A 21462-nucleotide genomic window follows, 5' to 3' on the forward strand; every position below is an offset into this window, starting at 1 on the left:
ACTATTTCCGGCCTAAATGTTCTTAGGCCGGATTGTCGATATCTATAAATCGATGATACAGATCAAATTGGTCTGCCAGATTTTTCGCCACAGCCTGTATGCCATAGCGCTCGGTAGCGTGGTGCCCCGCCGCAATATAGTGAATACCCAGTTCCCGCGCAGCCAGTATTGTGGGCTCCGATACCTCGCCGCTTAGATACGCATCAACACCAGCGGCAAACGCCTTTTCAATATAAGACTGCGCGCCGCCCGTACACCAAGCTATCGTTGAAATAGGTCGGTCATGACCTACCTCTAACAATGGCTTACGCCCCAGCACTAGCTCTACGTGTGCCGCAAACGCCTCTGCGCTCATTGGCGCAGAAAGGCGACCAACATTTCCCACCGACCGCGGGTTATTAGGCTCAAGTCCACCCTCGACATGAATACCTAGCCGCTTGGCCAACTGAGCGTTATTGCCCAGTACCGGATGGGCATCCAATGGCAGGTGATAGGCTATTAAACTGATATTGTTGGCGAGTAATAACGCGAGTCGATTTCGCTTCATACCGACAATACAGGGATCTTCGCCGCGCCAAAAATAACCATGATGGACCATGATGGCATCCGCCTTTTCTGCAATCGCGGCCTCAATTAGGGCCTGCGAAGCAGTGACGCCCGAGATGATACGACGAACGGTCTCACTGCCCGCCACCTGCAATCCATTCGGGCAGTAATCGCTAAATTGTGCTGGCTCTAAAATGTTATCTGCCGCAGCAAGCAAATCACCAAGAGAAACCGCCATAAACCCTCACATTAATTCTGAAATGTCACATTTCGTGCTAGGCTAGCACCCCATAAAGACAAGCATCCAGTGCTTCCCCACTTAATCACCCAGCGAGGACCGGCACTTGACACGGAACAGCCTGAAACCACTGATCTGGCCCACCATTTGCGGCATTTTACTCGGTCTATGCATACTCGCCTATCTACCCAGAGATCGCGACAAAGACTACGTTTACGCCGTTGAACACGCGGCTCCGGCCGTTGCCAACATTTACACTACCAAAGTTGTGGAACAGCGCCACCCACTTGCCGACGACCCACTATTCAAACATTTTTTCAGCCGCAACGGTCGCGTGAAGCAGCAACTTGAACGCAGCCTAGGATCAGGCGTCATTGTCAGCGATGCGGGATATTTGCTCACGAACTATCACGTCATCAAGGGTGCCGACGAGATATTGGTATTACTCCATGACGGCCGACAAGCACTAGCAAGCGTTATCGGCAGCGATGCAGACACCGACCTTGCCGTCCTAAAAATCGACTTAGACAACCTCACCAGCATCACCATTGGCGACCCATCAAAAATTCAGGTCGGCAACATCGTGCTCGCCATCGGCAACCCATACGGCTTCGGCCAAACTGTAACCCAAGGCATTGTCAGCGCGACCGGTCGCTACGGATTAGGCCTTAGCCAGTTCGAAAATTTCATTCAAACTGACGCCGCAATCAACCCCGGCAACTCCGGTGGCGCGCTTATCGATACAAAAGGTCGATTACTCGGGATCAACACCGCGATTTACACCCAGAGTGGCGGATCAACTGGTATCGGCTTGGCCATTCCAACTGATTTAGCACTCCGTACCATGAGCGATCTCATTAGCTATGGTCGACCACTGCGGGGCTGGCTGGGCATTGAAGTTCAACCCGTTGGTGTGGGCACTAATGGCGTCATTATTACCGCGCTAGCAAACAGTGGCCCAGCAGAAAAAGCCGGTTTAAAAATTGGTGACATTCTCATTAATATAAACGGTGAACAAGTCGGCGACGGCCATGCGGGCATGAAACTCATCACCTACACTCGGCCCGGCGAAAGAGTGAGGATCGCTTTATTACGCGGCGAAGAAACAATCACAATCGAAACAGAAGTGGCTATGCGGCCTAATAGCTAGGCCGCAAATTACGCAGATGCCAGAAGCCGCTGCAGCGACTTGAACAACACCTCACTATCTTCGGGTCGACCTACGGTAATACGCAGATACTGCTCAATGCGCGGCATTTTAAAATGCCGAACAATCACACCGTCTTCTCGCAAACCCGCCGCCAACTCCGAGGCATCGCGACTCATATGCCGACAAAATACAAAATTGGCTGAAGACGGCAACACCTGAAAATCAAACGACGCGAGACGAGTCACCATCGCCTCACGCTCAGCCATCACCGCCTGTCGGGTTTGCTGAAAATAGGGCTCATCCGCAAACGATGCCGCAGCACCCAACTGAGCCAGACGATCTAATGGATAGGAATTAAAACTATTTTTAATCCGCTCCAATGCCTCAATTAGATCTGGATGACCAACCGCAAAACCAACCCGCAAACCCGCTAATGAGCGCGACTTTGACAGCGTTTGCGTCACTAACAAATTAGGAAAGCGATCAACCAGGGAAATCGCAGAGTCACCGCCGAAATCAACATAAGCCTCGTCAATAACAACCACTGTTTCGTTGTTAACCGTCAGTAGCCGTTCAATTTCTGCCAGCGACAAGAAACACCCCGTCGGCGCATTCGGGTTCGGGAAAATAATCCCGCCATTAATACCTCGGTATTCCTCGATCTTAATCTGGAACTTGTCATCCAGCGGGATTACCTCGTACGGTATCTTATACAAACCACAATACACGGGATAAAAACTGTACGTGATATCCGGAAACAGCAAGGGCTTACCGTGCTGAAACAAGCCATGAAAAACATGCGCCAAGACTTCATCAGAACCGTTGCCGACAAATACCTGCTCTGCTGCAACACCGTGGTAATCCGCAATCGCCGTTTTTAGCACATCGCTATTCGGATCGGGGTATAAACGCAGCGCGGCAGTCGCCTCAGCTTTAATAACTTCAAGTACTTTTGGCGATGGTCCATAGGGATTTTCATTGGTATTGAGCTTGGTTAATTTACTTAACTTTGGCTGCTCCCCAGGGACATAGGGCACTAAATCTTTAACGAATGGACTCCAATACCTACTCATCACAATCACCTAATATGCGATATTCCGCGCTGCGGGCGTGAGCCTGTAAGGACTCTCCGCGCGCGAGTACCGAGGCAACTTTAGCCAATTCCGACGCACCCGCCGCTGAGCAGGCAATCAAAGATGAGCGCTTCTGGAAATCGTAGACACCTAACGGCGATGAAAACCGCGCGGTGCCAGAGGTAGGTAACACGTGATTCGGTCCAGCGCAGTAATCCCCCAACGCTTCTGGTGTATAACGCCCCATAAAGATAGCGCCGGCATGGCGTATTTTAGGCAGCCACTGCTCCGCATCGTCGACAGATAACTCTAAATGTTCTGGCGCTATTCGATTACTAATCGCAATCGCATCATCCATGTCGTTAACCAGCACCAGCGCACCGCGACTCACCATAGAGCTGCGAATAATATCGGCGCGCTCAGACTCCGGCAGCAAACGACTGATACTCGCTTCAACCTGGTTTAAAAAGTTGGCATCAGGACTCAACAGTATCGACTGAGCATCTTCATCGTGCTCAGCCTGCGAAAAAAGATCCATCGCAATCCAATCAGGGTCGGTCTTGCCGTCGCAAATAATTAATATCTCAGAGGGACCTGCAATCATATCCAAGCCGACGCTGCCAAACACTTGCCGCTTAGCGGTGGCGACATAAATATTGCCGGGGCCAACTATTTTATCAACTTTAGGAATCGTTTCTGAACCGTATGCCAGCGCCGCAATTGCCTGGGCGCCGCCGATGGTAAATACGCGATCAACACCCGCTATAGCCGCAGCGGCCAACACCATGTCATTGACAAAGCCTTTGGGGGTCGGCGACACCATAATCAACTCGCCAACGCCAGCTACTTTAGCGGGTATAGCATTCATTAATACCGATGACGGATAAGTCGCCTTACCACCTGGTACGTATAAGCCAACGCGATCTAAGGCGGTAATCTGCTGTCCCAACAAAGTGCCATCTGCTTCGCGATATGACCACGACTCCTGGCGCTGATGCTGGTGATAGGTTTTTATTCGCTCCGCAGCCGTTTCTAGGGCCGCTCGAACATCCGCATTTATATTTGCCAGGGCGGCGTCAATACGACTCTTCGGGATTTCCAAGTCCGCTGCTGCTTTGGGTTCCCAGCTATCAAACCGCCTCGTGAACTCAAGAATCGCGGCATCGCCCTCGCCGCGAACTTTCGCAAGTACGTCTGCCACCGTTGCCACCACCGAGGGGTTCGACACCGACTCCCAATCCAGCAATGCCGTCAGCGCCGCATCAAAATCGAGGTCCGCACTACTCATGCGCCTTATTAGAGTATCAGCCATTGCTGACAAGCTCCTCCGCGCTTTGCCGGGCTTCCACCGCAACCGTTAACTTCGCGATAATATCTTGAATACTATTATGCTTACGCTTCATCGCCGCCTTGTTCACGACAAGACGCGAACTCACATCGGCGATCATGTCACGCGGTTCCATACCATTGGCCCGCAGGGTATTTCCCGTATCCACAATATCGACAATTAAATCGGCCAAATCCATCAGGGGCGCCAATTCCATCGCACCGTAAAGCTTAATTAACTCAACTTGAATCCCACGCTCTGCAAAGTGCCTGCGAGCCACATTGACAAACTTGGTGGCAACTCGCACACGACCATGCGGCAAGGACTCACCAACACGACCGGCAGTCATCAATCTACAACGGGCGATATTAAGATCTAAGGGCTCATACATATCGCCCGCACCGACCTCTAACAGCATATCTTTGCCCGCCACACCAATATCCGCCGACCCCAACTTTACATAGGTCGGCACATCAGTGCCGCGAATAACAATCAAACGAATATGTGAATGGTTAGTCTCGAAAATCAGCTTGCGACTGCTGCTTATATCTTCGGCGGGCACGATGCCCGCCTCCGCCAACAATGGCAGAGTTTCTTTTAAGATACGCCCTTTGGTGAGCGCAATAGTAACCGGCTGATCCACAAATTAACTCCAGGTACCGTAAAGCATTTAATTGGCAACGCGACGAATAGTGGCCCCGAGCGCAAGGAACTTTTCTTCAATGCATTCATAGCCACGGTCTATATGATAGATGCGATCCACAAGCGTATCCCCATCCGCAACCAAACCAGCAATAACAAGACTTGCCGACGCACGCAGATCACTGGCCATGACTGGCGCCGCTTTCAAACGCTCGGTGCCGGTAATCATGGCGGTATTGCCCTCTATACTAATTTTAGCGCCCATTCGATTCATTTCATGGGTTTGAATTAGGCGGTTTTCAAATATGGTTTCAGTAACATGGGAAACTCCATCGGCAACCGCATTCATCGCGGTAAACTGCGCCTGCATATCTGTGGGAAAACCCGGGTACGGGACGGTCTTAATATTAACTGCTTTTGGCCTACGCCCTTCCATATCGAGGGTAATCCAATTTTCACCGGATTCAACTTTTGCACCCGCCTCAACGAGCTTTACCAATACTGCCTCTAGCGTTTCAGGCCCTATTCCGCGCAAGCGAATAGATCCCCGGGTCGCCGCCGCTGCCACCAAATACGTGCCGGCTTCAATGCGGTCAGGCATAACTGAATAGGTGCAGCCATGTAAACGCTCTACCCCGTCAATAATTATTGTCGCACTACCGTGCCCGCTAATCTTGGCTCCCATCGCGATAAGACAGTTTGCCAAATCAACGATTTCGGGCTCTCGCGCGGCATTTTCTAAAACCGTGCGCCCTTTCGCCAGTGCGGCGGCCATTAAGACATTTTCAGTGCCGCCAACAGTGACCATATCAAACAAGACATGGGCGCCGCGCAAACCACCTTCGGGTGCCGTTGCCGTAATATAACCGGCGTCGACATCAATTATCGCACCCATGGCCTCTAAGCCACGCAAATGCTGATCAACCGGGCGACTACCGATAGCGCAACCACCAGGAAAAGAAACCCGAGCATGGCCAAAATGCGCCAATAAGGGCCCCAAGACTAAAATCGAGGCCCGCATGGTTTTCACCAACTCGTATGGGGCAGTCGTTTTGGTGGTTGTTGAACCATTAATTTCGACGCCGAGATTTTCATCGACAATCAACTCGGTTCCCATACTGCGCAACAGCGCAATCATGGTGGTAATGTCATGCAAATGCGGCAGATTGCGAATCATCACCGGTTCGCTAGACAATAATGTAGCCGCCAAAATAGGCAGCGCTGCATTTTTTGAACCGGAAACACGAATCTCGCCGGCCAACGGCCCGCCGCCGGTTATAAGCAACTTATCCATGAAATCTCCTGGAAATTCCGCTTAGCCTTAAGATTGGGCTTCGTCGGGGGTCAACGCTTTAATATTGATGGCGTGTAAAGAGCCATCCCGAATCCAATCATTGACTGCAGCATAGACAAGCTGCTGACGCTTTACCGCACGTAATCCGGCAAAGGCATCACTAACAACGCGCACGTCAAAATGGCTGCCATCACCATTCACGGCGACTTCACTACTGGGAAAATGCTCTAAAAGACGCTGTTCGATATATTCTACTTGCATGCCCATCCCGCTCTTACCTACCACTACTTTGCACAAGCGCGGAATTGTACGCAATTGCGGAGAACATGGCGAGGCGAAACCCTAGTCAGGGCTCGCCTCGCCTATTAAAAGAAGGTTACTCTGCGGCTTTTTCCATCACCTCTTGCGGCGCAACCGTCCAGTTCGCAATAACCTTATCGATGTCGCCATTATATTGCTTAACTGCGGCGTTAAACTGATTTTGATAAATCCGACCTAAATTCAAGCCCTCAATAATCACGTTGCGCAATTTCCAGACACCATCTGAACCTTGGCGAAGCGTATAGACAACTTGATATGGCTTAGCGCGCTCACCGTAAATATCTTGGCGCACACCAACGCTACCTGACAAATCCACATCGTCGGCCAATGGCAACACTTCAATACGATTGCCATTAAAGCCAAGCAAGCCCTTTGAATACGTATTGATCAATCCGTCTTTAAAGCTATCGGTAAACCGAATTACGCGCTCGCGAAACTGCGCACGCTCGGCTTCCGTTTTTAGGCTTTCGTAGTAACCACGACTGCCATATTTACCCATAATACCCCGCGCAAAACTTTGAAAATCCACCACTTCGTCCATAATGCGCCGAACTTCATTGGTAAAGCGCTGCGGATCAGTGTCAATGTAACCACGCGCATCCTCAATCACTTTGACCAACTCTTGGGTAGTGTCTGCAACTACCTCATAGGGACCTTTGTCGGCGGCAAAGCTCGGTGAAAACAGGCCAAACACCATAAATAATGCCACTACTATTTTTTTACACATACCATCCCCTTAATTTTTATCCGTGCTTCATTACCAATAAAATACGGGCAACTGCGAGTTAAGACCCCATTTTACGCCAATGACTCCCAATTCAGACCTTAGCTAAACCTGTTAATTTGTCACATTGGAAATTATCATACACAGGATTAGCGCCAGCTGAACGGGCGACACAAACTACCTAAGGTATTCTGAGTGAGCAATAATTCTAGTTTTATTGGGTCAGCGCAACGCGTCATCACCATGGAGCGTGACGCCGTTAGTGTCTTAATTGACCGGATCGACGACTCGTTTGAACGCGCCTGCGATATTTTACTGGCATGCAAAGGCCGCGTGGTTGTCACCGGCATGGGCAAATCTGGGCACATCGGCAATAAAATTGCGGCGACCCTGGCCAGCACCGGCACCCCCGCTTTTTTTGTTCACCCCGGTGAAGCCAGTCACGGCGATTTAGGAATGATCACCGCTGGCGATGTGGTCATCGCCCTTTCTAATTCTGGGACCACCGCAGAACTCATCACTATTTTACCGCTGTTGAAACTGCTAGCTGTACCCGTCATTGCGTTAACAGGCAAACCAGACTCAGAACTGGCCACAACCGCGGATGTACACTTAAACGTAGGCGTTAGCGAAGAAGCATGTCCACTCAATCTTGCCCCTACATCTAGCACCACGGTTACGCTCGTAATGGGAGATGCTCTCGCGATTGCGCTTTTAGAGGCTCGCGGTTTCACAGCCAATGACTTTGCAATGTCTCACCCCGGTGGCGCACTGGGCAGACGACTACTGCTAAAAATCGACAGCATAATGCATACTGGCGCCGCCATACCCTCCGTTGAGTTAGGCTGCGCCTTAAGCAGCGCTCTACTGGAAATGAGCAGCAAAGGTTTGGGTATGACTGCAGTAGTAGATAAATCGGGCTCGCTGGCCGGCATATTTACAGACGGCGACCTACGCCGAGCTATTGATCGCGGCATAGATATACACAGCAGCCCAATTGATGACATTATGACTCGCAATTGCCGTACCATCCGCCCCGGCACGATGGCCGCAGAAGCGCTGCGTATTATGGAAGATAACAAAATTACTGTTCTGGTGGCCGTCGATAGCGAACACAAACCAGTCGGCGTTATCCATACTCACGACCTGCTAAAAGCAGGCGTCGCATAGAGAATATAGAAGCAATGCAGAGCGTTATCGAGAAAGCAAAACCCATCAAACTATTGGCAATGGACGTCGACGGGGTACTAACCGACGGCAGTCTTTATTTTGGCAACAGCGGCGAGGAAATAAAGGCCTTTAGCATCCTCGACGGTTTAGGGATAAAACTACTGTGCGATGCGGGTATCAAGCCGGCTATTATAACGGGGCGCAGCTCGGAGCTGCTTAAACGGCGCGCCGCGGAACTCAAAATTGACCTTATATACCAGGGCCGCGAAGACAAACTCGTTGCCCTCGAAGAGCTGCGAAGCGACCTTGGACTTAGCTTTGAAGAAATTGCCTACGTCGGCGACGATTTGCCCGACCTCTCTGCTATTCGCCAGGCTGGTCTAGGCATTACCGTAGCCAACGGCCATTACTACGTTGCTCGTCACGCCGATTGGCAAACCAAAGCTGCGGGCGGCAATGGCGCGATAAGAGAAATATGCGAGCTCATTCTCAAGGCTCAAGGCAAGCTAAATGACGCCCTAGAGCAATACCTTTAAATATGAAAGGCTTTAACTTTTTCACACTACTTTCGGTGCTATCGGCAATAACCGCGCTAGCAGGGACAGTAGTGTATTTAACTCAATACAGCGAGAGCGGCAAGCTCAGTATTACAGAGCAATTTGAAGCCACGCCCGATGCCGACTCACACCTGACTAACGTCAATGGCATTAAATACAGCAGCAACGGCGATATAGCCTATCAATGGCGAGCAAATAGCGCCGAGCGCCTAATTTCCGACGGTTCAATCACCTTACAAAAGCCCTACTATATCGGTAATATCGCCGAGCAGCGCCCTTGGACCGCGAGCTCGCAGTCGGGACGACTTTCACAAAATGGCGAACAACTAACACTAGAAAATACCGTCATTGTCAAAGACCTAATTCGCCAGGCGGAAATTTCCACAGAAGCACTAAATATTAATCTTGAAAATAGTGAGGTAAGCACGTCACTGGCGCTTACGCTCAAATTACGCAACGGCAAAACAAACTCAATCGGCATGCAAGCCAGCCTGAAAGATGAGCGCGTTGAACTGCTAAACCAGGTAAAAGGTCGCTATGAGCCCTACTAAAGCCGCACTTGCTGCCGCGCTTTTCCTCGCTGTAAGCCAAATCGCAGTCAGCCTTCCCGATGATCGCAAAAAAGCGATCAACCTGAGCTCTGACCGCGCGATATACGAGAATAATCAGGGTATCTATATCGGCAACGTCAATATGAGCCAGGGCTCATTAAAAATTCGCGCCGACAAGCTCACTATCGTCGAGTCTGATCGCAAAGTAGAAAAGGTGATCGCCGAAGGCAGCCCCGCGTATTTTGAACAGCAACCGCGCGCAGAAGAAGGCGTGGTTATAGCCAGCGCGCAGCGTATTGAATACAGCTTGCAGCAAGAAGAAATACTGCTGCAAAGAAATGCTTCAATCACCCACCAGGGCTCCAAGATCTCGGGCGATAGAGTCGTCTACAGCGGCCGTAAGCAAATGGTAATAGCTGATGGCGGCAGCAACGAAAAAGACAATCGCGTCAAAATGACGCTACAACCCCAAGCGGCGCCAGATGACGCACCCGCTAGCGGCGATAACAAAGGCGCTGCCGAACCTAGCCCAAGCCCAGAAAGCACCAACGCGGCGCCAACACCTGCCGCAGAGGGAACCCAATAACGATGCCCGTTTTACAAGCGAAGAACCTCGCCAAAGCCTACAAAGGCCGCGAAATTATTAAGGATGTGTCGCTGACGATTAGTAGCGGTGAAATCGTCGGCCTACTTGGTCCGAACGGCGCAGGCAAAACCACCTGTTTCTACATGATCGTGGGCATTGTCAACGCTGATCGCGGCAGTATTCAGCTCGATGACCGCGACCTCACAAAGCTGTCAATTCAAGGCCGCGCAAAACACGGTGTAGGTTATTTACCCCAAGAAGCGTCCATCTTTCGCAAACTTAGCGTGGCCGACAACATCATGGCCATTTTGGAAACGAGGCGCGATCTAAATCGCAGTCAGCGCAAAGATAAGCTTGAGGCACTCCTGCAGGAGTTCCACATTACGCATATCCGCAAATCCCAGGGTATGGCGCTATCTGGCGGCGAGCGTCGACGGGTAGAAATTGCTCGCGCACTCGCCACCGAACCCAGCTTTATTTTACTGGATGAGCCTTTTGCTGGCGTCGACCCTATCTCCGTTAACGACATTCAAAATATTGTTAGACACCTGCAGGCACGGGGGATTGGGGTATTAATCACCGACCACAACGTCCGCGAAACCTTAGACATTTGCGATAAAGCCTATATTGTGGGAGAGGGTCGTATCGTCGCGGAAGGCAACGCGGAAACAGTGCTAAGCAACCAGATCGTTCGCGATATATACCTAGGCGACAAATTCACATTGTAAGTAATGTTCCTTATAAATGAATCGGCACAGGTATTGCAGGGAATCGGTGTCACGACTACACTGACATTGAGGCATTTAATTGCCGGTAGAACAAAACACCGTTCGCGTTACCACTTAAATCATGTTGTAGAAACCATAGCCTATGAAACAATCGCTACAGCTAAAAGTCGGCCAAAGCCTGACAATGACACCCCAGCTGCAGCAGGCGATTCGTTTATTACAACTGTCTACATTAGACCTCCAGCAAGAAATTCAATCCGCTCTCGACTCCAACCCATTACTGGAAATCAGCGACGACGACGGCGATATTGAGGTCAACACCGAACCCACCTCAGCCGAACCCAAAAAGCCCGAAAAAGCGGGTGACAATGAAATAGAAACGCCTCAGCCTGAAGCCGACACGGAATGGGCTGAACGCAGTGATATTCCAGAAGATCTTCCGGTGGACAGCCAGTGGGACGACGTATTTCAAACCAGCGGTAGCGGTTCCGGCAGCAGCTCCTCTGGTGAGGATAGTGACTACAACAACGACTATCGGCACTCGAGCTCAGATTCCCTGCAAGATCATTTGCGCTGGCAACTCAACTTAAGCCGCTTGTCCGATATAGACCAAATGATCGCCGACGCCATCATCGATGCTATCGATGAAAAAGGCAGACTTACCGTCGATCCAGAAGAGCTTGTAGAAGGCTTTGACAACGACGCGATAGAGATAGAAGAAGTAAATGCGGTATTACACCTCATCCAACAATTCGACCCACCAGGCGTAGGTGGTCGAGATCTACAAGAATGCCTGTTGATTCAGCTCAAACAAATGCCGCGCAACACGCCCTACGTCGATGAGGCGTGTTTAGTCGTAAGCCAATATATGGCTCAACTCGGCAATCGCGACTACAATCAAATTATGCGTCGCTGCCGTTTAAAAGAAGATCAGCTGCGCGATATCCTAAAGCTTATTCAGTCACTAGATCCGACTCCCGGCAACGCGATAGGAAGTGATGACACTGAATACGTTATTCCCGACGTATTCGTAAGCAAGAAAGAGGGACGCTGGTTGGTAGAGCTAAACCCCGATATTGCGCCAAAAATTCAAATCAATGCGCAGTATGCATCAATGGCTCGGCAGAGTAGCAATGCCAGTGACAATGACTATATCCGCGACAATCTCCAAGAAGCACGGTGGTTCATTAAAAGCTTAATCAGTCGCAATGAAACCCTGATGAAAGTAGCTACAAAAATCGTCGAGTACCAACGCGGCTTCCTGGAATATGGCGAAGAAGCCATGAAGCCTCTGGTTTTACACGATATTGCCGAGGCGGTCGGCATGCATGAATCCACTATTTCGCGGGTCACCACCCAAAAATACATGCACACGCCACGCGGAATTTTTGAACTAAAGTTCTTCTTTTCAAGTCATGTATCTACAGATACTGGCGGCGAATGCTCGAGCACAGCAATACGGGCACTGATTAAAAAATTGGTTGCGGCGGAAAACCCTCGCAAACCTTTAAGCGACAGTAAAATCACAGACTTACTCGCCGAACAAGGTATTCAAGTTGCGCGGCGAACCATTGCAAAATACAGAGAATCACTGGTCATTCCGCCCTCTAATGAGCGGAAACGACTAGTTTAAAGAGAGCCATACACGAGCCGGAATTTTGTTCTCTGGCGAGGAAAAGTGCAAACATGAGGATATTTATCCATATCCAATTAATTGCCCTTTATGCCGCTGCCAGCGGGCAAAAAGAAATTCGTGCATAGATCTCACAATGCGGTGATCTAAAGATCGCCGCACGTTGCAACTCGCCGCGAGGCGCCAGCATTTTTTAGCGATGAAGGAGCAATATATGCAGATTACTGTAAGTGGTCATCACGTAGACGTTACCCCCGCCCTCCGCGATTATGTAAACAATAAACTCACAAAACTGCAGCGACACTTTGACAATATCACCAACACCGATGTCACTCTGACGGTAGAAAAACTCGTTCAAAAGGCCGAGGCAACAGTACACGTTGCAGGTGCAGACCTATTTGCTACTTGTGAATCAGAGGATATGTATGCTGCAATTGACAGCCTGACCGACAAACTTGATCGCCAATTAATCAAACACAAAGAAAAATCGCTGGGTCGCTAAGACCCGCGATACTCACTGAAGTTAACCACGTAATTATCATGACACTTGACTCAATACTCACAGAAGGGCGCACCGAATACGGTGCGTCCGTTACCAGTAAAAAACGCTTACTTGAATATATCGCTGCCGGTATTGCAGCAGATAACACAGAATTTGATGCGGACGAGTTATTTAACGAATTGCTCGCACGCGAACGCCTAGGTAGTACAGGCTTAGGCCACGGTGTCGCCATCCCACACTGCCGCAGCAGCCGCTGCACTCAAATCACCGGCATGTTGCTCAAATTAGAACAGGCCATTGATTTTGAGGCCGTAGATGATGAGCCCGTCGATCTTATATTCGCGCTTATTGTGCCCGCCGAGGCCCACGACGAGCATTTAAAAGTACTTGGCGCACTAGCGACCGCGTTCAATGAAGCCGATTACCGCAGTAAGTTGCGCAGCGCCGAGAACACCGAAGTCTTATTCAAGCGCGCGATAGCAAGCTAAAATGGAACTCATCATTTTAAGTGGTCGATCGGGATCTGGGAAAAGTACGGCCCTCCACCAATTAGAAGATGAAGGCTTTTATGCTATCGACAATTTACCGGTGTCACTGCTTCCCGCGCTGGTCCGCGAGCTTTCGCAAAGCCCGCTGAAAGTCCACAAGCAAGTCGCTGTCTGCATTGATGCTCGCAACTCTCAGGATGAACTAGCTCGATTTAAATCACTGTGCGACGAAGTTAAAAAACATGCCCACTTGCGCATCGTATTTTTAGATGCGGGCGACGATAAGTTAATAAAACGCTTTAGTGAAACGCGACGCCGACACCCACTAACCACCGATTCACTGCCTCTTGCCGACGCAATAAAGCTTGAATCAACACTACTCGAACCCATCGTGGTTGAGGCGTCATTAGCTATCGACAGCAGTGACATGACGGTGCATGAGCTGCGCGCAGCGATTCGCGATCGTATTTTGGGGGTAGATGCCAGCAAGCTCGCCGTACAATTGAAATCCTTCGGATTTAAACGTGGCCTGCCAATTGATGCCGACCTAGTTTACGATCTTCGTATGCTACCCAATCCGCACTGGCAAGATGGACTCCGCACACTCACCGGACAAGACAGCGAAGTACAGAACTACCTAAGCAGCCAAGCAGACGTGATGCTGATGTACGACGACATCCTGCAATATTTGCAGCATTGGCTACCTAAAATCGAGGCGAGTAACCGCAGCTATTTCACCATTGCCATCGGTTGCACGGGCGGTCAACATCGCTCAGTATACATGGTCGAAACGCTTGCCAAGGCCTTGCGCAAGACCCATCCAGACCTGCAAGTTCGCCATCGCGAACTACATTAGAGTACCCACGATGGTCGAGTCCAATATAATAATCATTAACAAGCTAGGCTTACATGCCCGCGCAGCCGCAAAACTAGTCGCAACGACAGGCGCATTTGCCGCCAATATTCAAATCAGTATCAATGACAAATCGGTCGACGGCAAAAGCATTATGGCCGTGATGATGTTAGCCGCTAGCAAAGGCACCGAAATTACCGTGCGCTGCGATGGTGGCGATGAACAAGAAGCGCTATCTGCTGTGCTCGATATTATCTCTCAACGTTTCGGCGAAGCAGAATAATAAGCGTAATATGACTTATTTATGCTAGTAGCCGACTACTGCGGATTGTTGCAGAGAGCACTTTAAAGGATAATTAACCAAGACTCTCTTTTCACCTAATGGCTCAGGTAAATCTAGTCTCCTATATAAAACGCTAGGGATAGGTATGGCCCAGACTGCTGACAAGCTTCAAACCGAGAGCCAACTCAAAACCCTAAACGAAGCGTTGGGTTCGGGGGGCTTTCTGCAAATCCGTCGCATGTTAAACGGTTTGCCCCCTGCCGACGCTGCCCATTTAATAGAATCCACACCGCACAAAATTCGTAGCGTGCTGTGGCAGCTGATCGACATCGAGAATGAAGGCGACATTCTCCAGCATCTTAACGATGAAGTTCAAAGCCAGTTCCTGCGTCAAATGGACGCGGAAGAAGTCGCGACTATTACCGAAGGTCTGGAAGCGGATGATATCGCGGATATACTCCAGCAGCTGCCCGACCGTGTAATTCGTGAAGTTCTCGACTCAATGGATCATCAAGATCGGATTCGAGTCGAGCACGTCCTGTCCTACGACGAGGACAGTGCCGGTGGTTTGATGAACACCGACACCATTACCGTACGACCAAATATTACCCTCGACGTGGCATTGCGTTATCTGCGTCGTCACGAACAACTGCCAGAAATGACCGATAGCTTGTTGGTGGTCAATCGCAACGATCAGTACATCGGCGTGCTATCACTGCGTAAACTATTGGTATCCGACCCCAGCGTCACAGTTCGAGAAATAATGGACACCGAGGTGGAGCCCATCCCCGCTCGCATGTCCTCGCGGGAGGTCGCCACACTCTTTGCCAGGCACGACTGGGTATCGGCGCCCGTCGTCGATGACAACAGCCTGCTGCTAGGCCGTATTACCATAGATGACGTGGTAGACGTTATACGTGAAGAATCTGACCACTCATTAATGAGTATGGCGGGTTTGGACGAGGACGAAGATACCTTTGCCGCCGTTCTCACCACCGCGCCGCGCCGCGCAGTGTGGCTAGGTATTAATTTGCTCACCGCATTTATCGCCTCGGCGGTAATTAATCTATTCGAAGGCACCATCGAAAAAGTCGTCGCTCTCGCCGTCTTAATGCCAATAGTGGCAAGCATGGGCGGCGTAGCCGGCACCCAAACACTCACCGTGGTCATTCGCGGTATGGCATTGGGGCATATCAGCCGCGACAACAGCCGCTGGCTAATCAATCGCGAAATGGCCGTCGGCGCCATCAATGGGGTGGTTTGGGCGATCATCGTTGCCGGTGCCACCACCCTGTGGTTTGACGACCCCTTAATGGGCGGCATAATCGGCGCCGCGATTATTATTAACTTATTGACTGCAGCTCTCGCCGGCGCAGTATTACCGCTGGCGATGAAATCATTGAATATAGACCCAGCTCTGGCAGGCGGCGTAGTGCTTACCACCGTGACTGACGTCATTGGCTTTTTATCATTCCTCGGACTCGCCAGCTATTTTTACGGCTAGCTTAATCCAACAATATTAAATGAATTAAACGGATCGCAACGTGACCGAATCAGAATTAGAGCGCCCCAGTAAAACGGCGCTAAAAAAAGAAATGCAGGCACTGCAGGAGCTCGGTGAAAAACTGGTCAAGCTCAGTAATAACGAGTTAGCCAAGATACCCATCCGTGACGAGCATCTTAGCGAGGCCATCGCAACTGCACGACGCCTAACCAGCCGAGAAGGCTTACGACGCCAGTTGCAATACATTGGCAAGTTGATGCGCGGCATCGATCTCAGCGAAATAGAGGCGGGCTTAACTAAGCGTGAAGAAGGACAGCGTGAACTAGCGCGCGCCTTCCATCGTTTGGAAGACCTGCGAGATGACATCGTTGAAGAAGGGTTACCAGCGATAGAGAAAGTAGTCGCGCAATTCCCTGACGCAGATCGCCAGCGACTCAGAACACTGATCTTACAAATTGGCAAAGATGCGAAAGCCAACAAGCCCCCCGCTGCCAAACGCAAATTATTTCAATACTTAAAAGAACTGCAAGAGCACTTGCCCAAAAATTAAGTATAACGCTTTATAAACGGCGATGCTGGGCGACCGGCATCCTTAGACGCAGCGCATTCTGCTCAGCTGAATCATAATCTGCGAGAATACATACCTCTCCAAGACCTGCTTCAGCTAACACCCTCCCCCAACTATCTATAATCACAGAACCACCTGATGTCTGACGTTTGGCGTCATGGACACCACCCTGATTCGCCGCCACCACCAAACATTGATTTTCTATCGCGCGGGCACGCAACAAGGGCAACCAATGCGCCCACCCGGTACTGCGCGTAAACGCCGAGGGCAGAACAACAATATCGGCCTTTAATTCAAACATCTGACGAAATAGTTCGGGAAAGCGCAAATCGTAGCAAATACCAACACCTATTCGACCGAACGGCGTCTCGAGCACGACCACATCATCACCCGGTGCGTAGCTGTCCGACTCTCGATAACTACCCTGAGCATCAGCGACGTCGGCATCGAATAAATGCATTTTTCGATACTGACCAAGGCAACATCCGTCCGGCCCGTAAACGAATGACGTCGCATATACCCGCCCGTCGGGAGCAGGGGTTGGAATGGTACCGGCAACCAGCGTTAAATTATATTTCGCAGCTAAATGGGCTAGTTGTGATTGCAAATCACCGCTAGCAGCTTCTTGGACAGCTAGATCAAAAATTCGCTGACGGCCAAACAACGCGAAATTCTCCGGCAACACGGCCAGTTTTGCACCGCCATTTGCCGCCTCCGCTATTAACCCTTCTGCACGCAGTAAATTCACAGCCAAATCGCTGCTAGAAACCATTTGCAGCGCGGCAACTGTCACTAACGACGTCGATCTAGCCATAATCTACCCCCACAACAATTGGCTCATGAGCTACTAAGTAACCGATCACTCAAGCGTTTCACTGACCTCGGGTGAAGCTTGTTGAACGTCGTCATTATCCACATCGAAGATCTTTTTGAACGTCAACTCGGGCTGTTGAATGGTGCCAGAAATATCATAGACCGCACTTGAAAAACTATCGACCTGCTCTTCAAACACCTTGCTAACCACATAGGCGCCAGCCGCCGCAGGCAAACCGCCGACAAGCGCCGCCACCCAAGGTAAATTACTACCCACTGGCAATGTTGCCACCAGGCGAAGATCGGGAACGTCGGTGGTCAAATTAATATTTCCAGTCATCTGGAAGCGACTAGACGGGCCCTTTATATCTAAAGGCGTATTCAGGCGCACAATGCCCTCGTTTAGCGTCAGACTGCCGCGCATAGAATCAAAATAAATACCTTTGCTAAACACATCGCGAAAATCAAACTTCAAACGCCGGATAATATTAGCCATATTAAAAATGCTAAATACTCGTAAAGCGCCGCTGGCCGCATCTGAACTTTTTAGAAAACGACCATCCTCAAAGCTAAAACTAAAATTACCATCGCTGCGCAAAATATCCCAACTCATGGGTGAACTCGACCAGGAAATATCAACATCGAATTCGCCGCGCTTTGTTTCCATCACATTGGAATAGCCTAAGCCCGTCAACACCGATCCCAAATTTTGCACCGCAAACTGTCCTTGCAACTGAGATACCTGACTGCCGCTATCGTCACGAAGCCAATGTAAACTGCTTTCACCGCTTTGCGGCGCAAGTGAAATACCTCGAAGCTCTCCCCGCAGGGCATTGAAATGGGCTCCGTAAGCATCTGTGCGCAGATCAAAACCGACACTTCCCCACTCTTTGCCGCCAACCGTAAGCTGATCAATATCCACATCGGCATTCATTAATGTCCGCGGATCCAGCTCCTCCACGCCCACCCCGGGCCGATCACTAAAGGCAGGCAAATCTAATTTTTGTAAGGCTATCGACGTAACCATTAGCGAGCTGTTTCGAGGAAACACCAGTTCGCCAGCCAGTTGTTGGCTGTCGACTTGCAACTGCCAACGTTCAACATTTTCACTAAGTGTCAGCCGCACATCCGTTAACAATTGATCAAAAATATCGACCGCACCAAACTTTAACTCATTGACGGATAAGACCAATCCAGCACTATCTCCCGGCTCAGCAGATACCAGATATTGATTAGCAATCTGTTGCCACTGCTCAAAGGTTGCAAATTCAACAACACCATCAACATTAAATTGACCTAACAGTGGCCTAGGCATAACACTGGCGATATCACCACTACCCAGCGTCAAATTAGCACCGAATACCGCACCGTCGCTTATGCCCAAATTTAGATTAAATTGATTGTTAATTGCCAGCCGCAGCAGTGGCTCTTCGCCAAAGGGCAGCACTATCGTTAGCGCTTGCACCGCGTCGGGAGCCTTATAGAACGGTTGCGGCAGAGAAATTTCTACTCCCTGTAAGTCAGACGTAAGCTTGAGACTGGGATCATCTCCTCCCGCCTGAATATGCAGCTGAACATCGCTACTGCCATTGAAAAATTGCAGCACCGGAGTTTGCAACCACTGCTCAATATCTTTAGTAGCAACATGAGTAGCGAGCGCCACATCAACCTGGCTTCCATTCTGATTTATGGTGCCGGTAATTGGTCGCTCAAACACATTGGCTTGCAATTTATTACTGCTGAGCCCCCCGTCAGAATCGTAGTGCAAATGCCCCTTCACATCGCTCAGTGCCAAACGAAAATCAGGTAAACCCAACATCTTAATATCAAGATCGGTATCAACCCGCACTTTGGGAATAAGCTCACCAACGAACGCCAAATGCAAGCCGAAGTCTACCGTTGCATCGCCTTCACCGGTCCACGAATCAAAGGTATTGCCAAGATAAGAGTGCAGGGGCGTATCGATGAGCAAACTCTTTATCTGCGCGAAACTGGGATTCGCGCTAGTCGCGACATCTAGCGCTGCATCGCCGCTTGCCAATGGCGCGACCCGAACATCTAAGGGGCCAAGCGACAAACCATTTATGATTGCCGAGTTTGACTGAGCTACAACATTGGCATTGTCGATCAGCAACGACGCTTTTTCAGCGTGGACTGCTGGCCAATCGCTCTGAAAACGTAGCTCAACATTCTCAAGATCAAGATCCAACTGCACCGATGGATGCTGCTCTGCGTGGGCCAATAATGAACCGTGATAAATAAATCCCGCTGTGGTGGCACGACCGGCGCGGATACTCTCTGCCAGCCAGGTATGCAATCCATCGCTGAGTACATTAGGCGTGTAGCTGTCGTGCTCGCTGGCATCGATATCGCGCGCACCGATAATCAGTGTCATCGCTGGGTCGGGCACAGCGTCTTTGTGTAAGGGCAAATCCAATCGCAGCAGTGCAGACAAGGTCTTGCCGTTACTTTCAGCCTTGATTAAACCACTGTACAGATTTAGGCGCTGATCATCATAGCTCCAGCGCAGTTCAGCCTTAACATCATCTAGCGCAAATGCCTTCTCATACAAATGCGGAAATGACAGGGATAAAGCCTCAGAATCCACCATCAACAATCCCTGCTGCGGGCCGATTTCAAGATAACCCGTCAGGCCCTCGGCACCGGGCGCACCCTGCCATGCCTGCACACTGAGATCCACCGCCTCAGCCCTGAGCGCAAAACTATCGATGCCGGAGTCGCCAGTAATAAGGTCAAATTCAATATGATCTAACAGCCCAGTCGGCGCTAAATCGCTCAACACCCCTTGTAAATGCTCGGGCAAAATATCACTTTCGGTAAGAAGGGCGTTTGTCGCTGCCACCTCTAACTGCGGTAAGGTAAATAGCCACAGCTTATCCTCGGGATGACGCACCGAAACACCAGCCAAATCTAGACGATGCTCCCGCCACTGGGCGTCAAACTCGGTAAAGCTAACTCGCCAAAATCCATCGCGGTGACTGCCAGCAAAGCGCATATTTACATCTTCTAAAAAGTCGTCTTCTGCGCGCCACAAAACCCCGACAGCCAATTTTGGTGCATTGAGCACGCCGCTCAAACTTATGCGCTGGCCTCGTCGCCAGCTCATCCAGATCTCGCCGCTGACCTCGCTGTCAAACAAGGGCGCACTTTGCTGAAATATTGGCGCAATAGCCGACAGCCGACTGCCATCGATGACCATATAGGCACTGGCATTGAATCTTTCGGTGTTGCGGGGATCACCGTAAGCTTCCAGCGACATTTGAATATCACCGTCGCTGTCAGTATTTAATTGCGCAAACACCCGTCGGAATTTGTCGTCGCTACGCAGAGAAAAATCTCGACTACTAATATACTTTACGTCGCCGTCTGCATAATTGAGCGTGACCGCAAACAAACCCAAGGTGGCATTGCGGACACCCAGCACCGAATCAATCAACATATCTGGACTGCCGCTAGCAGCATCATCCGCTACCAATCCCGGTACTTGCCAACGTCCCTCACTGTCTTGCGCGAGCTCTATACTGAGAGTACCCGCCTGTATTTGACGTACTTTCGGCGTGCCCGTCAGCAGTGAGGACAAGACATCGACTTCTATGCGGGCGTGATCGAGATGAACGGCAGCGTGACTGCCAAGACGAAAATCGCTTACGTCTATAACGGGAGACAGACCAGACCAGCTTCCCTGAAGGCTGGCCGCCTGCATTTGAATACCGCTAAAACCTTCAATAAACTCAAAAATATCTTGCTGGTAGCGGTCGACCAAACCAATGTACTGGCGGCCAAGGCTAGCATACAAGGCCAACAGCACCAGCAACACCAAGGCAGCACCCCAGAGCAAAGCGTAAAGTTGGCGAACTGCCCGCACCAGCATCAGTAATCACCCACGGTCA

At 50.4% G+C, this 21462-nt stretch carries 22 protein-coding genes; 13 read left to right on the forward strand and 9 right to left on the reverse strand.

Translation table 11 applies throughout. The features are described from left to right. Nucleotides 1–22: 22 nt before the first annotated feature. On the reverse strand, nucleotides 23–784 hold the full coding sequence (locus KXJ70_RS05570) for a Nif3-like dinuclear metal center hexameric protein (protein WP_219042445.1): 762 nt from the start codon (nucleotides 782–784) through the stop codon (nucleotides 23–25). A 106-nt stretch (nucleotides 785–890) separates the two neighbouring features. Here KXJ70_RS05570 and KXJ70_RS05575 point away from each other — a divergent pair, with 106 nt between their 5' ends. After that, nucleotides 891–1934 carry a S1C family serine protease gene (locus KXJ70_RS05575; protein ID WP_219042446.1) on the forward strand — a complete coding sequence of 348 codons (1044 nt, stop codon included), beginning with the start codon at nucleotides 891–893 and terminating at the stop codon, nucleotides 1932–1934. 8 nt (nucleotides 1935–1942) lie between these two features. On the opposite strand, the gene hisC is transcribed toward KXJ70_RS05575, so the two are convergent. The 6 genes from hisC to KXJ70_RS05605 all read right to left on the reverse strand — a co-directional run bounded on the left by hisC (nucleotide 1943) and on the right by KXJ70_RS05605 (nucleotide 7318). Further along, a complete protein-coding gene (gene hisC, locus KXJ70_RS05580) occupies nucleotides 1943–3007 on the reverse strand; it encodes a histidinol-phosphate transaminase (RefSeq protein ID WP_219042447.1) in 1065 nt (354 codons plus the stop codon). Next, nucleotides 3000–4319: a histidinol dehydrogenase gene (hisD, locus tag KXJ70_RS05585; protein ID WP_219042448.1), complete on the reverse strand. Its 1320-nt coding sequence runs from the start codon at nucleotides 4317–4319 to the stop codon at nucleotides 3000–3002. The genes hisC and hisD overlap by 8 nt, the downstream gene beginning before the upstream one ends. Next, nucleotides 4312–4977, reverse strand: coding sequence for an ATP phosphoribosyltransferase (gene hisG / locus KXJ70_RS05590; RefSeq protein WP_219042449.1), 666 nt, complete (start codon nucleotides 4975–4977; stop codon nucleotides 4312–4314). Before hisG ends, hisD begins: the two co-directional genes overlap by 8 nt. A 27-nt stretch (nucleotides 4978–5004) precedes the next feature. Then, complete coding sequence (murA, locus tag KXJ70_RS05595; RefSeq protein WP_219042450.1) at nucleotides 5005–6270, reverse strand: UDP-N-acetylglucosamine 1-carboxyvinyltransferase; 1266 nt, start codon at nucleotides 6268–6270, stop codon at nucleotides 5005–5007. Between the two features lie 27 nt (nucleotides 6271–6297). After that, the gene (locus KXJ70_RS05600; protein ID WP_219042451.1) at nucleotides 6298–6531 is read right to left on the reverse strand and encodes a BolA family protein; all 234 of its coding nucleotides are present in this window, start codon (nucleotides 6529–6531) and stop codon (nucleotides 6298–6300) included. 115 nt (nucleotides 6532–6646) lie between these two features. Beyond that, on the reverse strand, nucleotides 6647–7318 hold the full coding sequence (locus KXJ70_RS05605; protein WP_219042452.1) for an MlaC/ttg2D family ABC transporter substrate-binding protein: 672 nt from the start codon (nucleotides 7316–7318) through the stop codon (nucleotides 6647–6649). 192 nt (nucleotides 7319–7510) lie between these two features. Here KXJ70_RS05605 and KXJ70_RS05610 point away from each other — a divergent pair, with 192 nt between their 5' ends. The 12 genes from KXJ70_RS05610 (at nucleotide 7511) to yjgA (ending at nucleotide 16720) form a co-directional block, all read left to right on the forward strand. After that, on the forward strand, nucleotides 7511–8485 hold the full coding sequence (locus KXJ70_RS05610) for a KpsF/GutQ family sugar-phosphate isomerase (protein WP_369409749.1): 975 nt from the start codon (nucleotides 7511–7513) through the stop codon (nucleotides 8483–8485). 14 nt (nucleotides 8486–8499) lie between these two features. After that, complete coding sequence (gene kdsC / locus KXJ70_RS05615) at nucleotides 8500–9021, forward strand: 3-deoxy-manno-octulosonate-8-phosphatase KdsC (protein WP_219042453.1); 522 nt, start codon at nucleotides 8500–8502, stop codon at nucleotides 9019–9021. Nucleotides 9022–9023: 2 nt separating this feature from the next. Next, nucleotides 9024–9593 carry an LPS export ABC transporter periplasmic protein LptC gene (gene lptC / locus KXJ70_RS05620; protein WP_219042454.1) on the forward strand — a complete coding sequence of 190 codons (570 nt, stop codon included), beginning with the start codon at nucleotides 9024–9026 and terminating at the stop codon, nucleotides 9591–9593. Further along, nucleotides 9580–10179: a lipopolysaccharide transport periplasmic protein LptA gene (lptA, locus tag KXJ70_RS05625; protein ID WP_219042455.1), complete on the forward strand. Its 600-nt coding sequence runs from the start codon at nucleotides 9580–9582 to the stop codon at nucleotides 10177–10179. The genes lptC and lptA overlap by 14 nt, the downstream gene beginning before the upstream one ends. Before the next feature lie 2 nt (nucleotides 10180–10181). Then, nucleotides 10182–10907, forward strand: a complete 726-nt coding sequence (gene lptB / locus KXJ70_RS05630; protein WP_219042456.1) for an LPS export ABC transporter ATP-binding protein — start codon at nucleotides 10182–10184, stop codon at nucleotides 10905–10907. A gap of 142 nt (nucleotides 10908–11049) precedes the next feature. Next, nucleotides 11050–12540: an RNA polymerase factor sigma-54 gene (locus KXJ70_RS05635; RefSeq protein ID WP_219042457.1), complete on the forward strand. Its 1491-nt coding sequence runs from the start codon at nucleotides 11050–11052 to the stop codon at nucleotides 12538–12540. 214 nt (nucleotides 12541–12754) lie between these two features. Further along, nucleotides 12755–13042: a ribosome hibernation-promoting factor, HPF/YfiA family gene (gene hpf, locus KXJ70_RS05640; protein WP_103683591.1), complete on the forward strand. Its 288-nt coding sequence runs from the start codon at nucleotides 12755–12757 to the stop codon at nucleotides 13040–13042. Nucleotides 13043–13080: 38 nt separating this feature from the next. Next, the gene (locus KXJ70_RS05645) at nucleotides 13081–13530 is read left to right on the forward strand and encodes a PTS sugar transporter subunit IIA (protein ID WP_219042458.1); all 450 of its coding nucleotides are present in this window, start codon (nucleotides 13081–13083) and stop codon (nucleotides 13528–13530) included. A 1-nt stretch (nucleotide 13531) separates the two neighbouring features. Next, nucleotides 13532–14386: an RNase adapter RapZ gene (gene rapZ, locus KXJ70_RS05650; RefSeq protein WP_219042459.1), complete on the forward strand. Its 855-nt coding sequence runs from the start codon at nucleotides 13532–13534 to the stop codon at nucleotides 14384–14386. A gap of 10 nt (nucleotides 14387–14396) precedes the next feature. Next, nucleotides 14397–14666: an HPr family phosphocarrier protein gene (locus tag KXJ70_RS05655; RefSeq protein ID WP_219042460.1), complete on the forward strand. Its 270-nt coding sequence runs from the start codon at nucleotides 14397–14399 to the stop codon at nucleotides 14664–14666. A 145-nt stretch (nucleotides 14667–14811) separates the two neighbouring features. Next, complete coding sequence (gene mgtE / locus KXJ70_RS05660) at nucleotides 14812–16170, forward strand: magnesium transporter (RefSeq protein WP_219042461.1); 1359 nt, start codon at nucleotides 14812–14814, stop codon at nucleotides 16168–16170. A 40-nt stretch (nucleotides 16171–16210) separates the two neighbouring features. Continuing rightward, nucleotides 16211–16720, forward strand: a complete 510-nt coding sequence (gene yjgA, locus KXJ70_RS05665; RefSeq protein WP_219042462.1) for a ribosome biogenesis factor YjgA — start codon at nucleotides 16211–16213, stop codon at nucleotides 16718–16720. Between the two features lie 10 nt (nucleotides 16721–16730). On the opposite strand, the gene KXJ70_RS05670 is transcribed toward yjgA, so the two are convergent. Continuing rightward, nucleotides 16731–17552, reverse strand: coding sequence for a carbon-nitrogen hydrolase family protein (locus KXJ70_RS05670; RefSeq protein WP_219042463.1), 822 nt, complete (start codon nucleotides 17550–17552; stop codon nucleotides 16731–16733). A 45-nt stretch (nucleotides 17553–17597) separates the two neighbouring features. After that, nucleotides 17598–21443, reverse strand: coding sequence for a YhdP family protein (locus KXJ70_RS05675; protein ID WP_219042464.1), 3846 nt, complete (start codon nucleotides 21441–21443; stop codon nucleotides 17598–17600). Nucleotides 21444–21462: the final 19 nt, after the last annotated feature.

It is taken from the genome of Zhongshania aquimaris, assembly GCF_019312595.1.
GTDB classification, from domain to species: domain Bacteria; phylum Pseudomonadota; class Gammaproteobacteria; order Pseudomonadales; family Spongiibacteraceae; genus Spongiibacter; species Spongiibacter aquimaris.